The sequence below is a fragment of the Chitinophagaceae bacterium genome (assembly GCA_016717285.1).
Lineage (GTDB): Bacteria > Bacteroidota > Bacteroidia > Chitinophagales > UBA10324 > JACCZZ01.
The window spans coordinates 1,382,174-1,399,043 of sequence record JADKFU010000005.1 but is presented as its reverse complement, the minus strand read 5'-3'; the positions used below and the strand labels follow the sequence as shown (position 1 = coordinate 1,399,043).

Annotated in this window: 7 protein-coding genes; 1 reads left to right on the top strand and 6 read right to left on the bottom strand. The window is 41.3% G+C overall.

Annotated features, from left to right (window positions below):
* Positions 1 to 240 precede the first annotated feature (240 nt).
* The 3 genes from IPO83_15525 to IPO83_15515 all read right to left on the bottom strand — a co-directional run bounded on the left by IPO83_15525 (position 241) and on the right by IPO83_15515 (position 13,314).
* The gene (locus IPO83_15525; GenBank protein MBK9732664.1) at positions 241 to 1,728 is read right to left on the bottom strand and encodes a T9SS type A sorting domain-containing protein; all 1,488 of its coding nucleotides are present in this window, start codon (positions 1,726 to 1,728) and stop codon (positions 241 to 243) included.
* The gene (locus tag IPO83_15520; GenBank protein ID MBK9732663.1) at positions 1,679 to 10,651 is read right to left on the bottom strand and encodes a S8 family serine peptidase; all 8,973 of its coding nucleotides are present in this window, start codon (positions 10,649 to 10,651) and stop codon (positions 1,679 to 1,681) included. The genes IPO83_15525 and IPO83_15520 overlap by 50 nt, the downstream gene beginning before the upstream one ends.
* 398 nt (positions 10,652 to 11,049) lie before the next feature.
* A complete protein-coding gene (locus IPO83_15515; GenBank protein ID MBK9732662.1) occupies positions 11,050 to 13,314 on the bottom strand; it encodes a BamA/TamA family outer membrane protein in 2,265 nt (754 codons plus the stop codon).
* Positions 13,315 to 13,391: 77 nt separating this feature from the next.
* Here IPO83_15515 and IPO83_15510 point away from each other — a divergent pair, with 77 nt between their 5' ends.
* Positions 13,392 to 14,114: an RNA methyltransferase gene (locus IPO83_15510; GenBank protein MBK9732661.1), complete on the top strand. Its 723-nt coding sequence runs from the start codon at positions 13,392 to 13,394 to the stop codon at positions 14,112 to 14,114.
* Positions 14,115 to 14,160: 46 nt separating this feature from the next.
* On the opposite strand, the gene aroA is transcribed toward IPO83_15510, so the two are convergent.
* From aroA to IPO83_15495, 3 genes are all read right to left on the bottom strand, one after another.
* A complete protein-coding gene (gene aroA / locus IPO83_15505; protein ID MBK9732660.1) occupies positions 14,161 to 15,372 on the bottom strand; it encodes a 3-phosphoshikimate 1-carboxyvinyltransferase in 1,212 nt (403 codons plus the stop codon).
* 60 nt (positions 15,373 to 15,432) lie between these two features.
* The gene (gene aroB / locus IPO83_15500; protein ID MBK9732659.1) at positions 15,433 to 16,503 is read right to left on the bottom strand and encodes a 3-dehydroquinate synthase; all 1,071 of its coding nucleotides are present in this window, start codon (positions 16,501 to 16,503) and stop codon (positions 15,433 to 15,435) included.
* Positions 16,504 to 16,610: 107 nt separating this feature from the next.
* The gene (locus tag IPO83_15495) at positions 16,611 to 16,841 is read right to left on the bottom strand and encodes a hypothetical protein (protein MBK9732658.1); all 231 of its coding nucleotides are present in this window, start codon (positions 16,839 to 16,841) and stop codon (positions 16,611 to 16,613) included.
* Between the last annotated feature and the right edge of the window lie 29 nt (positions 16,842 to 16,870).

The window sequence follows — 16,870 nt, the reverse complement described above, 5'->3', positions numbered from 1 at the left end:
ACATGTTGCTTCGGGTAGATAAAGAAATCTCTGAAAAGTAATTTTAATTTTCAACAATCATGCAAGTTGTTTTAACCAACTTTCATTTTTTTAAATTGCCTGATATCATTTACTTCAATGTGCATTTTTATTACAGGATTGCTACTGCATTATTTCCGATTCATCAGCTATTTCACATCAGCTTAAAAAAAATCCCCCTGAGAAGGAGGAGTTTTTTTTTAAATCAATTCCAGACCACAGTTAATGCTGATATATTATTTGCCCTTTGTAAACTTCTCCATTGAAAATGACACTTACAAAGTATACAGCTCTTGCAACTCCTTCCTGTAAGTGAATTTCTTTTAATAGCTCACCATCCATTACCGGAACATTTTCGTCAAGTACCACCTGGCCCAATACATTGTAGACCTGCACCACTGCGTCTCCTGCAGACTGATCATAAAGGTTGAGGTGAAGCATGAAGTTTCCATCTGTAGGATTGGGATACATAGTAAGCAATGGCGGTTGTATCTCAGTTAAAGCAGCTTCTCTGCAACTATTAATTACTGAAACAGCAGATGAAAGCCTGAAGCAACCAGTACTAAGATTAGTAACCGTAACGCGGTAGTTACCTTCCACCAATGCAACATAGTCCCTATTGGTTGCCCCAAGAATGTCTGTACCATTTAATCTCCATTGATAGCCAAGCGACACCGACGATGATCCATTTCCGCGCAGTTTCACCTTACCGTTAATACATAGATCCGGATTGTTATCAGGATTCACGACAATGATATTCGCATTCGGAGTGGAAAGACGTGTAACACTAACAATATTAGAAGTACTGGTGCATCCATTACTGCCATTAACAACAACACTATAGTTTTTAGCATTGGGCACCACATAAATACTATTAGTGGCACCTGAGATTTGAGTGGGTCCTTTATACCATTGATAAGTAAGTCCGGCACCCGTATTAGCGGACAGTACAACCGGAATACCCTGACACTCCATAATAGTACCGGCAGGGGTAACATTTGCGCCGGGACTGTTGCTAATTGTAACATTTGCGGTGACCACACTGTCACAACCGATTGAATTTGTATAAGTATGACTATAAGCTCCACTTACACTTACTGATTGACCCCAAGGTAATGTGTAGCTGTCGCATGCCGCTGCATTGTAGGAGCTGGAAACAACATTACCAACAGTTAATGTTCCATTTTCATAATAGACAACATAGTTTGCAGGTTCCTGTTTTTGAATAATACCTGAAGGCACAATCTGATAAATTCCCGGATTAAGATTTCCGTTACCCGCATCTGCGCCAGATTGATCTAGTATTGTAAAGACAGGACCACTCTCTATAACATTAGAGTCTGCATCCTGAATTTGATAAATCGAATTGGTGGTAGTATAAACAGGTTGAACGCCCCCACATCCCGCCAATGCATCATTTGCTTTCACTGTGAGTATTTCAGGTACGATAGTCAGGTTTCCCAAGCCATAGTTAATATCTAAGTTTTCTGATACCAATACGCCGGGAGCAATGAGCCAGGTACCGACCGTAAATCCAGTGATCATGTTAACAGAACTGAAAGCATTTATAGAATCGCTATCTGCTCCATATACATCCAAAGAGTCAACGATGACTATGGTATTTTCATTCGTTTCATCATTGAATGAACTGCTGTTAACACTAGCCTCTCCATTCACCATCGCCTTTCCATTCACCATTGCCTTTTCCATTCACCATCGCTTTTCCGTTCACCATTGCTTTACCATTGTGCAATGTTGTAATGGCAGAATCAACCTGATAATCATAAACAGATTCAAGTGAAACAGGTACATAGTAAGTAGTGTCATAAACAATTCCATTCACCATGGCCTTACCATTCACCATGGCTTTGCCATTCACCATGGCTTTACCACTTGCCATAAAACTTATATTAAGAAAATCTTCCGGAGTAATGGTTTCACCATTCGAAGCTTGACTTGCATCAATCAATACCACCGACTTCGACATGTTTAATTGATGTTCAGCAACCAAGGTATTGAAAAATGAAGATTGCTCGGCGGGTTCAATACCAGATGCGTCATAATCGTAATTAAATTTCATTTGCTGACCATTAATAGCTGATCCGTAAGTGATGGTAGTATCACGCGGCGTAACTGTCAATGGCAGTCTCTCAATCGACAGTACGCCATCTGTAAACTTGTAATTGTAGAATTCAGATAAAGCCAGCGATTGTGGATTTGATAAATCAGTGACAGCCGATGTAGCTCTCCTGTAATACAATCCTATATTGCTCATGCTGTTTGCCGACGATGAATATGTGATGTCAGTTAAGCCTAAATCATCCAGAGAAAGTCCTGTTTCAGCCAAAGGCACCTCATTAATGATAACATTAATGGAATAGTCAGGAATCCGTTCGCCAAATTTTTTGATTGCATCATTCACCGTCACTTTGACATTTTGAGGAGGAAGGCTCTTTAAGTAAACAGGATCACTCGCTCCGCCATCCAAACCGCTGGGTGCCATAGGTGGATTGTAAATTTCAAGCGGAGGATTACCCAGGAACGCCGGAATTTCAGCGATAAGCTGTGTTCCATTTGACACTACAGCCTGAATGGTATCATATTGAAAAATAACCGAAGCGCTATCTGAAAAGTATTCTCCGTTAATAACAATAGATACAGGATCATCGCCCGGAACCTTTGTAGAATCCTGCAGATAATAATTCTGAATAAGCGGAAATGAATTAGAGAATGATTGCAGTGCACGATCAGCCTGAATAAATCCATATCCGGTACTCTCGTCATAACCGGTTACATCCATATCAATGGCTGTAGATTGCAGCAACGATTTCATTTGCTGAAGACTGAACGATTCATCGAAGTAATATTTTTTCTTCGCTTCAATCAGCAAAGCTGCCACAGCAGCGGCATGCGGTGCCGCGGCAGAGGTTCCGAAGAAATTGGGCAGTAGATCAGGAGGATTATCAATATTAAATTCAACACCAAAATCCACAGTGGTATTCACTCCATTAGGTGCAGTAATATCCGGCTTCATTCTGTTTTGATTGTTAACCAAGGTTCCTCCGTGTGATGAAAAAGAAGCAATTGTTGGCGGATCAATTCCATAGGCAGGAGTGTTTTTATAAAGAACGGCTCCCACAGTAATTGAACTATCAATATTTGCTTGGCTGATAATGGTACCCGTTCCCTGATTCCATTCGTCGATGATTCCTTCTCCTCTGAATATAATGTATTTGAATCTCACGTTACCGGAACCTGCTTTACGGGTAACAATGATATTTGCATCAACTGTTGCCTTCACAACAAATGGAAGTACTTCCAATGGATCGCCTCCGATATTATCGCGGTTGAAACCGAATAACCGGTTACCAAACTGATCAACCAGATAAATATCCAGATCATTCAATGCGCCTGTTGTATCGCCAATTGAGTAAAAATCATCGTCCCACTGTAAGGCTATTGTATAAGTGCCGGCAGGCATTGTCAACTGTTGGAAATAATCTCCGCCTCCGAAATCATGCGCTACACCAACATATCCTGCCGGTGCGGTGATCGCACTGAAGTATCCTTCATAAGATTTAATTCCAAAGTTTCCTGCTGATGTAAAGTAGAGTGTTCCTGATTTAGCAACATCTGTTACAGCTTGCGCAACAAGACCATCACTAAAGAAGGGCTCAGTGATATAAGTGATATCATCTACAATCACCTTGCAACCTGAATCGCGCAATTCTTTTATGCCTTCCGCAAAATTACCTGCGCTTATAAATCCTGACCTGAAATAAAGTTCTGCATTGGGTGCCACATCATGAACAATCTGCAGCATCGCGCGACCTTCATCCGTTCCGGCTCCGTAAGGATATTCAGCCAGCAGTTTTACAGGTTTTGTATAATTGGGATTACCGGTACCGGGTAAATCTCCGTTGATCACATCTGTATTGGCAGGTGATCCAAATTTGGTGTTATAGCTATCTGACATCACTCCTATCTTAACACCTTCACCGGAAACCTTCCATGCTTCCTTAGCCTTGTCGCCGGCCATTGCTTTATCACCTTGAGAAGTTGCAAGACCTGTTGTTGTGAACGATGAAGCAATCGGTTTGTAATAGGGTCTTACATAATTTATTTCATCGATCAGGAAGTTGAGCTTATACAAATTCTCTATCGGGAAAAATCCTGTAATGATCAATGTTGAATCACCGTTGTCGATGAAACTGTTCATTCCGTAGGCAGGAGTTTGCAAGAGTGCAAGTAATGCATCGTATTGATCAATAGTTGATATCACTTCTATCAGCACTTCAAAATTGGCATAGTTTATTGTAAAAATATTATTGGTAGAAGTGGTATCATATATAGAATCCGGGAAGCTGTACAACTGCGTTAATTCCGGTCCTATCAGACTACTGATGGTATCATTAACAGGAGGTAAATAGTAAGGGATAATACAATGAGTCAACTGCACATTCAAATCTGCAGATGCAGTGCATCCATTGTTATCGGTCACCACATAATGATAGTTACCTGCTACAAGATTTAAAGTGTCATCACCAGAATAACTATATGGCGGTGTTCCGTTAGTGATGATCAGATTTACATTGCCACTCGTTTGTCCGCTCTCCGTACAAAGAATCAGTGTATCACCTGCTGATGTGGAAACGGACATGTTACATATCAATGGTTCACCAATCTGAAATTCACTGAAAGAAGTAACATCCAAAACACCAATTGAAAATGGTTGAATATCTGTAATCACCGGTAAAATCCAGTCGGGCGCATCATATTTTGCAACAATGAAATTGTTGTAGTCCGCATCCTGATCCACATCATCTCCTTCCCAATAGAAGTACACATCACATTCAGTAAAAGTTAAGCCCTGATTGGTTATTGTCCATATCCTGTTGACGCTTTTGCTTGCATTAATGCCAGATGAGGACACATTTATATGATCTCCTGCATCGGTACTCACTGTTACATACCCTCCGGAGGTGAAGCTTGGATCCAATTTAACAGGTGCGTAATTAACCCTGCCAACAGGATATTCGATCAGCCCGGGTGCATCGATATAACGTTGAAGGTTACCATTTATATAACTGTTAGTGCTTCCATTGGTGATGGATGCACCCTGCCCTATTATTAACTTCTGACTTCCTGTGTTGACAATACCAGTGATTAAGTCCAATGAAGTAGTTATAGTAAGATCGCCATCCAGGAGTATACCGGCAGTATTATCAATGGTAAGATTCTCGATCGTTCCGATTCCGCTTATCTGTTGCTCACCTCCATCACTTTGCATGCTCATGAAACCTGTTATTGATCCATTGTTGAGGAGGTTTCCTGCTTGTTTGTAACCATTCGGAGCATTAAATACTGATGCTGGCTCTATGGTTAATGTACCCGTGTTTTCATTTACATTGTCAGTTACTGAAAGTACTCCGGAAATCACATTCACCGTTCCGTCATTTCTGAACCCACATTCAATAGTAACCTGACCTTCCACATTCAATACAACGCGACCACCTCCGCCTTCACTGGAATAAATATTAACAAATTGATGCGTGCCACTTGCAACCAATATGGAAGCGACATCATTAATATTGAATCTATCCATGTTATTGAAGTAGCACGTATTTCCGTTGAAAGAAATATCACCCCCGTTCCAATTGCAAATCGTTCTGTTGTTAATGATGACTCCATTACCAAAGTTCACGGAATTGCCCACACCCTGTATCGTGAAATCACAACCTGAATTAATATTAAAAGTACCAGGGCCATTCAGAGCAGAGTTTGTATTGCAAAACAACAAGGCACCATCTTCAAACCTGGCTTCTCCATCAACATTCAGCCCGGCATTCTCCAGGTGAAGTGATCCATAGCATTGCATATCTACCAAAGATCCGTCTTCAACAAACATATCAACACCAGACACATCAAGCGATGCTCCCGCTTCAATCACAAGCTGATCAACGAAGATTGTATTGGTTACTGTGATTGTATGGCCGTTCTTAATGATAATGGCATTAGCATCAGAATTCGGTGGCTCGATAGGCGTAACCCAGGCAACTCCGTCATAAGTCATCCAGTTTGATACATCGTTCCAGTCGCCGGATTGAACGGTTCGAAAATCACCTGTTGCTTCATCCAGTGTTCCGTTACAATTTTCATCTATAAGATTGCCGAAGACCTCAGGCAAACCGGGATTGATGGAAGGATCGCTGTCATCGCAGTCAGCATTATCAGCTACATATCCTACTGGTTGCGTGCACGAAAGACTGTCTTCATTCGCATTACCATACGAATCACCATCAGCATCAGCAAACCATTGGGTACCGGGAATCGGCACCTGCACAAAACCACGCAACTTATTGATGCCATGATTGATTAGCTGTGTAGCACTTCCGGTTGTGGTTTCTTCAATAAAGTTTCTTTGATAATCGGCAATAAGGAAAATTCCGTTACCTCTATAAACAGCTCCCATAATTTCAAAATAATTGTAACCTGATTCGGGGATATCAGTTATTTCCAATGTTACCGTGTTAATTTTTTCAAAAACACCATCGGACCAGTGATAAATAAATCCATCGTCTTTATTAAAAGCAATTACTTCACCGTCTGCTCCATTTCCGAGCTGCGTTAAAAGCGTAGTGGTTCCATCATCCGTATTGATTTCAAACAGTGTTGTCGGGTTCACACCACTTTCTCCGGTTACACCATATAATTTTCCCGATGGCGTAAAGGTAAAGCTGGAAAAAAGATAGTCATCAAGGTTTCCAACAAGCGCGCAAACACCTGATTCCATATCTACTGTTACCAGTTTTCTATACGTATTTCCGGAAATAAATACATTAAGTATTGCATAAATAATTCCGTTGACAGGATTTTTATCAATTGCCAATCCGCCTTTTACAGTAAAGCCTGGTAAAGTGAGCGTAAGGGAAGAAAGGTCTTCGAATGTAAGAGGATCGAAATAATAAATCGTTGCCCCGTTGCTATTATTTTGAATACCAACAAAACTTTCACCAATATCATCAATTGTTCCATTGCAATTATCATCCACTCCGTTACAATTTTCAGAAGCTCCGGGATGAACATAAAAGTCAGTATCATCGCAATCGGTGGTATCGGTTACCAAACCGCCGCCTTCTCCGCCACCACCACCAAAGCATGACAGGGTTGAATTATTCAGATCACCATATCCATCATCGTCAGTATCATAATACCAGATGCCTGGAAGACCAAGGTTAGAATTAAAATCATCGCAATCGGAATTGTTTGTTACATAACCGGCCGGCATTGGCGGACAGATATCCACCGCTTCATTTGATCCAAATCCATCGAGATCATTGTCCGGATGATATCCATTAAACAGTTGTGCGGAGAAATACCAATCGCCCTGACAATCACTTACCTCTAAAGCAATTGTATTGGATCCATTTAAATTCAGATACGAAGTGATATCAAAGTTGGTGTACGTAGCAGCACCACAATCATTATCATCACTCACCACCAAGGTACCATTGATATACATTATTGCGTCATCATCTACAGAATAATCAAGGAAGATCTGCTCGGCACCACTGAGTGTAAATGTTTTTCTTAGATAAGTCTTGCTGATGGCCGGAGTATGCAGAGCATCCCATATTCTGGAGGGTGGTGGATTAAACCGTGTCAGGTTGGGTTCGGGCCCGGAGACAGCAGCGTTGTTCCAACCTGAATCATCAAAACCCGGTTGCTCCCATCCGGGATCAGGACCGGGAGATTCGGGAAGCGATTTCCAGGAAGCATCCGTCATCACCAAATTGCAAACATTGCAATTAGCATAAACTTCGGGATTATTGTCATCACAATCTGAAGCATTTAAAACATATCCCGGAGGAGGCGAACAGGGGCCAAAGGCAATTGTTGCATTCCCTTCATCTCCATAAGTATCGCCGTCTTCATCTGCATAGTATAGCATTGCAGAAGAAGGCGTGCAGGTAGTACCTGAAACAACTCCTCCCTGGGCAACCCAGTTCGAAGTAGCACCATTCAGTGTAAAGTTTTGAAGCGCCGCTGTATGGAAGTGTCCACTCGCATCGTTAAGAATTGCTACACCTGAATTATCAGCGTCCGGAGTTCCCTGGTTAAAATTATAAACTGATACCAAACCATCCCGAGGTGAAGTGGCTTCGCAATTCATGCCATCCATAATTTCTTCAGAACATAATACGCGATTCCAGATGCGCAATTCATCGAGTACACCGCCAAATGGATATCCTCCCCAGGCAGCATCACCGATAATCAGATTTCCGGTGCCCTGGTAGCGTGCATCAAGAACATGAGATTGAACTTCCACTCCATCACGATAAATAACTGCAGTTCTCGTAGCCGTATCGAAAGTACAGGTCCAGTAATGGAAATCCAGATCCGTGTAAGGACCAGCAGCTACATTATCATTAAACATATCGAAAGTGAAATAATTATCATCTCTGAATCCAATATGCAAACCATTTGATGTGGTCTCAACGCCCTGGCTGACAGCTATGTCAAAGGTTCCGATAGCATTTCGTTTTGCCCAAAACTGGATAGTGAAGTTGGTGTTATCCAACGCTATTGCAGGAGTAGAAACGATATCATCAATTCCATCAAAGTTCAATGCTGCGGCTGTCGGTACAGCGCAACCATTACCAGGATACAAAAACGCATTGTAATCATTACAATCGCCATGGTCTAAAACAAAACCTGTAGGTTGTGAGCAGGCATAAACAGGATAGCCGGGATCTCCATATCCATCGCCATCCCTTTCACGATAGTAAATTGTTGCAGGTGTTACGGTAACCTGCTGCGTGCAGGTTGAGGTAGTACCGAACTCATCCGTCGCAGTCCATTCTACGTCCGTTGTTCCAATAGGAAAGCAGGCGGGTGCATCATTACTAAAAGTTACTGCTCCGCAACCGCCGGTAGCTGTAGGATAAGGAGGGCCAACAATTAACACTCCGATTGATTTCGCGGGATCGTTGTTGAATTTAAATTCCTGGCAGAAATAATCAAGCGATTGTTCCTTCGTGAGATAATAAATGCCTGGGACCGTAGGTGCAGTAAAGTCGCCTGAAGTATAAGAACCTGTTGTTCCATTTCCTATGTTTGGCTCACATTGCAGTGTTTTAAATGTTGAACCAATACCTATAGACGTTTGAACTATGCAGCCCGGACAATATCCGTTAATAACATCAAAGCTCACAGAAAAATTATAATTCAAAGAAACAGTAGATCCGGGCAACACGATTGCCGAGTTTCCGCCACCATTAATAGAAACATTGGTGTAGGTAGTTACCCTGTCGGTAAAATCAAGAACAACTGGTGATTCAATTTCTTCCGGAAAAAATAAGACACCACATGCGCCGGCAGCTGCATCCTGACAAACTGTAATATCAGGCGCACAGATAATTACTGGCGGATCGCACAAAAGTTCACCCACCTGAAAATTACTTGCTGTTGGTTCATCCCACTCAATTGTAATTGACGTAGCGGTACGCGCGATAACCGGCACTAATTCCCAATCCGGGGCATCATATTTTGCCACCACAAAGTGATCAGGATCAGCTCCGCCATCCAACTCTCCGGAATTCCAATAAAACGTAACCGTATAACCAGTAAAACCGAGACCATTTGATGTTAATGTCCAGGTTCTGTTAACACTCTTGCTTTCATTTATTCCTGAATTAGAGATATCGATATGATCACCTGCGTCTGTTCTTGCGACCATTCCACCTGTGTAAAGAAAATCCGGACTAAAATCAATCGGATTGTAGCTGCCAAAATCACCAATTGGGAATGTTCGGAGACCACTGCTTGAATACACCTGCTCCAGGTTGCCATCAACATAGTGGTCAGCATCTGCATTTATGATTAAAGCACCCTCTGCCATAATTATTTTAGCCGCGCCGGCTGTATGCAGCTTGCCGTTGTTGAATGAAATCTGGTCAGTTATGGTTTGCTGACCTGCTACAATAATTCCACCGGGAGCAGAGGTAGAAGGAAGAAAGGTAGCAATGCTTCCTGTTCCGTATATAGTCTGCGTGGCACTTGCGCCCATTACAAATAAAAATGTATTGATCGATCCATCGTTCGTTAATGCGAGTCCACTATAAAAGACATTTGCGCTTCCATCTACTACAGCCCCGTCGTTTACATCCAATTCGCCATTCGAAAAACTGATGTCTCCATCTATCGTTAAATCAGAACCAACACCATCATCGACCGTTAATGTTAATGCAATCACTTGCAGTGTTGCACCATTCATAATGATTGTTTGATCAATGGTTAAGTTCGAACTGCTGGTAACGTCCGTTCCGTCAACAATTGTGATAGTTCCATCATTATTATCTGGCGTATGCGCGGGGTCACCCCAAATGCCATCGCTAAATTCTTCCCAGGTGGACAGATCTTCCCAGTTACCCGATTGTATAGTACGGAAATCCCCTTCACTTTGAGCACTTGCCTTTTCAGGAGAAAAAAGTATAAATAGTCCGAAGAAAAAAAGTATCGGAACCAATAACTTTTTCCGGAAATCTGAAAACAAAACAGCAGGCGAATGCTCAAAAATGTGAGCCGTCGTATTGAAGAATTGAACACATTTTGATTGGTAGAAAAAATTCATGGGGTTTGGCTTTTGGGTGTTTTAATGACGCAAGAAAACGATTTTCCGGTTATTTGGTTCCTGCCGGAAGAACTCTGGAAGCGGGTTGCAAATATTAGCTGACCAACATAGGGATTTTAGTTAATTCAACCTAATTTTTTATGAACGAATTATGTTCATTGTCTGATTAAAAAAACAGAACATTTCATCCATGTTCAGTGCAAAGACCATTTAACTTATCAGGCCAGACAATTCCAATAGGTTATGAACTAAAGTTTGCAGAAAAACCGCTTCACTTTTCTATTTTGAAAAATGGACACCTCCTTAATAATCATGTCTGAAAAAAATTCCGCGTTTATTGTTGATGTAACTGTTGCAGTTATATCAATTCCTGCTATATGATATTATCCTGTGCAATTTCAGAATGGATATCCGATTGCCAGATTAAAGACCAGTTTGTCTTTCACGAAATTAGTTTCACCATTCGTCAGGTTACCGATCACCCAACGTTCACCGGGAGGATTGGAGGGATCCCTCAACGGTGTAGCTACATCAAGCCTTAAAACAAAATAAGTAAAATCAAACCGGAAACCGACTCCTGTTCCCAACGCGATCTCACTCAGAAAACGGTTGAATTCGAAGTTTGCGCCAGGTTTATTGGGATCCGTTTTGCGCAACCAGATGTTACCTGCATCCAGAAAAACTGCTCCATTCAAGCGACCGAAAATATTGAAACGATATTCCGTATTTGCCTCCAGCTTGATGTCTCCTGCCCTGTCGTAGAAACTGGAAGTGTCTTTATAAGCACCGGGGCCAAGTGAACGAACACTCCATGCACGCATACTACCGGTTCCTCCCAGGTAAAATTGTTTGATATACGGTATAACATCAGAATTCCAGTAATTGATTGCAATGCCGGCAGCTCCGCGTAATACAAGCGAACGGTTTTGCGTAAACTGAAAATAATGGCGCAGATCACCTTCTGCACGCACGAAATTCGCATACGTGGTACCAAACAATACGTAGCTTCCGCTGGTGTCAACATTGTTGCCTTTAAAAGCAGTATTCAACAAATACAAAGAAGTACCGGCAACTTCGCCTGAGAAACGGAAGAAGGTAAATTCACGCCGTATATTTTGTCCCTGATTCGAATAAATATAAGTATAGTTGAGGCCTGCGATCAGTTGGTCTTCGAATGATTGACGGAGAAACGGATCATCATCCAATCTTTGCTGAAACTCATCGCTTAGAATAGTGGAGTTGATATAACTGACAGAAAAAGGATTGAAAACATGGCGCTTCAAAGCATTCTCTTTCCACTCATAACCAAAGGTGAAAGAATAATTGTTGAGTATGTAAATTTTTGTCTGCTGATAATAGTTGGCTTGCAGGGAAATTTTTGTACGCGGATTAAAGTAGCGTGAAAAATTTCCGGTGTTAAATGGCACTACGAAACGCCGCATATAAAAATTCAATTGGCCAGATACATTAAAAATGAGGCTGTCCTTGTTAAAAACCGGAATCTGTGTTCCAGCATTTAAACTCACATCAAACGTGTTAGCGCTCCTGAACACATTTTTATCCTTGTAAGTAAGTTTTATTGCAGCACCAACATTGTATTCAATATTGCTTGCCTCCACTTCAGTAGTTACAGCATGCTTTCTTGCCGGAGTGAGATATATCATGCAATCAAGCAAGTGATTGGCTTTTTCTTCAAACCGGATGCTGATGAATTTAAAAACACCAAGATCTGACAAACGGCTGAGCGTATAATCATAATCCTTCCTGGAATACGGCATGTCTTTTAAAATAAAAATTGCCTTTGCCACGGCATCCATGCGAATGGTATTCCCCGGATCAATAAAGATTAATGATTGGAAAGCAGTTGTATCGTGATAACCGCTCAGCAGATCCTGTTCCGGATAAAAATCAGGACGAACATAAATGTTGCTGATGTAATGCACCTTCATGTCTTCATCAATTGTATTTCCTTTGATCTTTACGTACACATTAGCGGTATTTCTCGTATTGGAAGTGTCTGCTTCAAAATAAATATTGTCGCGCGAGAAGTGATAGTAACCATGATTCTGTATTTCCCGAAATAACCGGACTTGTTCATTACCGATTACATCAGCGTCGAAGGCATTACCCTGTTGCAAAAGTGTTGCAGGTTTGATCGCGTTAATAATACTGATGAGGTGTGAAGTATCCACCGGAAAAAAAACACTGTCGATCGTATATAACGGGCCAGGCGAAACATAAAAATGCGGTGTCGCCTGTTTTTTTCTGATCCTGTAATCATATTTTATTGACGACAATAAATAACCTTTACTCACCATGTAGTCGTGCATTATATTTTCAGAAAACGGCAAAGTTGTCGTATCAAAAAGTACCGGCGGTTCACCGATATTATTGATGATCCAATGGTACAGCCCTGAGGTATCTGTTGTGTAATAACGGTTATAAATGGTAAGATTAAGTTTTACAAGTCCAAGCGTTTTTCTATTGGGTTGTTGCTTTGCCAGTGTCGCAAGTTTACTTTCCAGTGATATGTTTTCTTCAATATTTCTTCTGATTTTCCTGTAATCTATTTCCGACTGTATGGTGACTTCATTTTTTTTTAACAACACCTGGCTGCCTGTGAGATATTGTGTATTGCTGCAACCGGTAAGTAAGGGAGCCAAGAAAACCAGCAAAAGAATGTATCTTACACTAAGCCCCAAAAGTCGCATGTATGTTGAGTAAATCGATTGAAAAATACGTGAATTCACTAAAACAAAAAAAGCACCGTATTGAAGAAGGCCGCTTTATTGCTGAGGGCGAAAAGATCGCGGAAGAGTTTTTAACATCGCGCTTACGCACAGACAAGATCATTGCCACGCGTGAATGGCTGGATGAAAAAGAAAATCTATGGAACAAGAAGAAAGCAACTGTGCTGGATGTTTCTGAAATAGAAATGAAACGAATCTCAGGGCTTACACAGCCATCACGTGTATTGCTGGTCCTCGAAATGATTGCAACGGAAATTGATGATAGCATGGTAAAATCCAACATCAACCTCGTGTTGGAGGATATTCGTGATCCCGGAAACATGGGTACCATTATCCGGATCGCTGACTGGTTTGGAATTCCATATATTTTTTGCTCAGAAGAATGTGTGGATGTCTACAATCCAAAAGTGGTTCAAGCTTCAATGGGATCTGTTACAAGGGTGAAAGTAATAGAAATGAAACTTCCAGGGTTATTTCAACGCTTTCCTTCTTTGCCTGCATATGCTGCGCATTTAGAAGGCGAAAATATTTTTTCCACGAATTTGAAACAGGAAGGATTCATTGTGATTGGCAATGAAGCACGCGGCCTTTCAGAGGCACTTGTTCCATTCATTCATAAAAAAATCACCATTCCTAAATTCGGAAAAGCGGAATCGTTGAATGCCGCAGTGGCAACAGGAATTGTATGTGCGATGTTCCGTACAAAAATGTAGAAACGCCCTGTTTCCGTTTATTTTTGAGACGCTAAACATGGTGTCTTTACTCCTTCGTGATTTCAAATCCTAACAATTTCAAATCATCCCAATATTTCGGATACGATTTTTTCACTACCATCGGATTGTCAATCAATACATTTCCGGATAGCATGGCCAATGGCGCGAATGACATGGCCATCCTGTGATCTTCATAGGTGTTGAACATCACATCGTCAGCAATAAATTTTCCGGCTACGGTGATAGCATCACCAGATTTACGAATACTGATACCACATTTCTTCAATTCATTTCTCAATGCATCCTCGCGGTCACTTTCCTTGTATTGAAGATGTTCCAATCCGGTGAAGCTGGCAGGTTGTGATAAACCACCGCACACAACAAACATAGCCGGCGCAAGGTCAGGTTGATCATTCAGGTGAAAATTAAAATTTCCACTGCCGGCAGTTTTCGTGAGATTAATATGCTGACCTGCATAAGAAGTTTTTATTCCGAAGTTTTCCATAAACACTGCAATTTTTGCATCGCCCTGGAAACTGTTTTCCAGCAATCCTGATAAAGTGAGATCCAATTCATCACTGAAAGCTGCCATCTCGTAATAATAAGATGCGGCACTCCAATCGGATTCAATAAAAATATTCTTCGGTTGGTAAGATTGGGACGGAACCTGAATAACATTCGCTTTCCGTTCATGTTGCACGCCAAAGTATTCCATGAGTGATAAGGTCATGTCAATATAAGGTTGAGAAACGATATTGCCGGTCAGTTCAAGCGTCAAACCATTTTGCATGCATGGAGCAATCATCAGTAAAGCAGAAGCAAACTGACTGCTGATTCCTGAATGCACTTTTATTGTTCCGCCTTTAATTTTTCTACCTGTAATTTTTAGCGGCGGGAAATTTTCATGACCCAGATATTCAATCTGTGCACCCAATTCCCGCAATGGGTCCACAAGATCTCCGACAGGACGTTCCTTCATTCGTTCGCTTCCCGTTAAGATCCAGCTGCCTTTTTTCAATGCAAGAAAAGCAGTCATGAAACGGAAAACGGTTCCGGCATCATGAGCATCATAGTCAGTTCCGGATGAATTCAGCAAAGAAGTCATCACTTTGGTGTCATTCGAATCGGAAATATTTTTCTTCACTATTGATTGCTCCATTAATGCTTCTATAATGAGCACACGGTTACTTATGCTTTTAGAACCGCTTAAATGAATGCTGCCTTTTATATTCCTATCGTTCTTCGAAACCCTGTACAACATCATTTATTTTTTTTCTTTCATGTTTATATTCCGACCATACTATCCGGTGTATGAATATTATTTATACATAGCACGGATATAATCCAATGACCGGCGGATCAATTGTTCGTCTGCTTCCACTCCGATTACCGGTTCGCCTATATTTTGCAGCAATGCAAACTGAATGCGGCCACCGCGGTTTTTTTTATCTTGTTTCATCAGGTTCAATACTGTATCATCAAAAACCGGATCCATATTCACTACGGGGAAATGGTGGCGGATAAACTTGTTCACTTCCTCCATTTTTTTCTCCGGGAAATCGCAAAGTTGTTGTGAAAGAAACAATTCGCCAATCATTCCTGCGGCGATGCAAAATCCATGAAGCGCTTCTTCTCCCCTGTTCAATAAATTCGATTCAACGGCATGCCCAATCGTATGTCCGAAGTTCAGAATTTTACGCAAGTCCTTTTCCAGCGGATCTTTTTCCACCACCGCCAGTTTTATTCCTGATGAATCACGCACAATCCTTTTCCAGTTAACAATCGAAAGATCATCGATTGCATTTATTTTTTTCCAGAATTTTCCACCTGCCAGTAATCCGTGCTTCACCACTTCAGCAAATCCATTCATCAACTGTTCTGCGGGAAGTGTTTTTAAGAATTCAACATTTACAAATGTGGCTGCCGGAGTTTTAAAAACACCCACCTGATTTTTGAATTGCTGAAAATCAATGCCCTGCTTTCCACCGTAAGCAGCATCAACCTGGCTCAGTACAGTAGTTGGAACATGCATAAAATCAATACCCCGCTTGTACGTTGCTGCAGCAAAGCCACCTAAGTCGCATACCATGCCACCGCCTAAATTAATGAGCACCGCGTTTCGATCCGCATTTTGTTCAGTGAGCTGTTCCCATACCTGCTGCGTGGTTTCAATATTCTTGAATGATTCGCCCGAAAAAATTTCGATGACGTTAGCGGATTTCAGCGATTCCACTTCGTTGAATAAAACAGGCAGACAATGATTCACCGTCTGATCATCAACCAATATAAAATGCGAGGTGTATTTTTTTTTCGAAAGAAAATCTGAAAGTCCTTTAGAAAAATTTTTATGAAAGATATTTTTTGAAAGGAGCTGCTTTTTAGAAGACATGATTTGGGAAGATAATTGTAACTGATTTCAAAAATGGAGATTGCAGGAAAAGTTATTTGACGGTTTATCACAGCACATCGAAAGAGTTGCTATGATGGTATTTGCAACTAACTCATCAATACACAAAATTCTTTTCGATTGATCTCGCTCCTTATACTCCACTTTGTTCTAACCTTTGGAGATTGTTTCTCCCGCCAGTTACCATTTTTCGCAATTTGCAATGAATATAAGGAGGGATCGCCATGACGGCGTTGATTGATGCGCCTTTGCAAACATAGTATAACAACATTTGTTGCCTGGTGCAATTCTTCTCCGGCTTTGCCCAACCATTTAACCATGTAACAATTTAACGCCTCAACCAAGCAAT

What these genes read in the sequence shown, in the direction of transcription:
- IPO83_15525 (MBK9732664.1), bottom strand. Translation starts at nt 1,728, where the DNA reads ATGGAAAAGGCAATGGTGAATGGAAAGGCGATGGTGAATGGAGAGGCT.
- IPO83_15520 (MBK9732663.1), bottom strand. Translation starts at nt 10,651, where the DNA reads ATGAATTTTTTCTACCAATCAAAATGTGTTCAATTCTTCAATACGACG.
- aroB (MBK9732659.1), bottom strand. Translation starts at nt 16,503, where the DNA reads ATGTCTTCTAAAAAGCAGCTCCTTTCAAAAAATATCTTTCATAAAAAT.
- IPO83_15495 (MBK9732658.1), bottom strand. Translation starts at nt 16,841, where the DNA reads ATGGTTAAATGGTTGGGCAAAGCCGGAGAAGAATTGCACCAGGCAACA.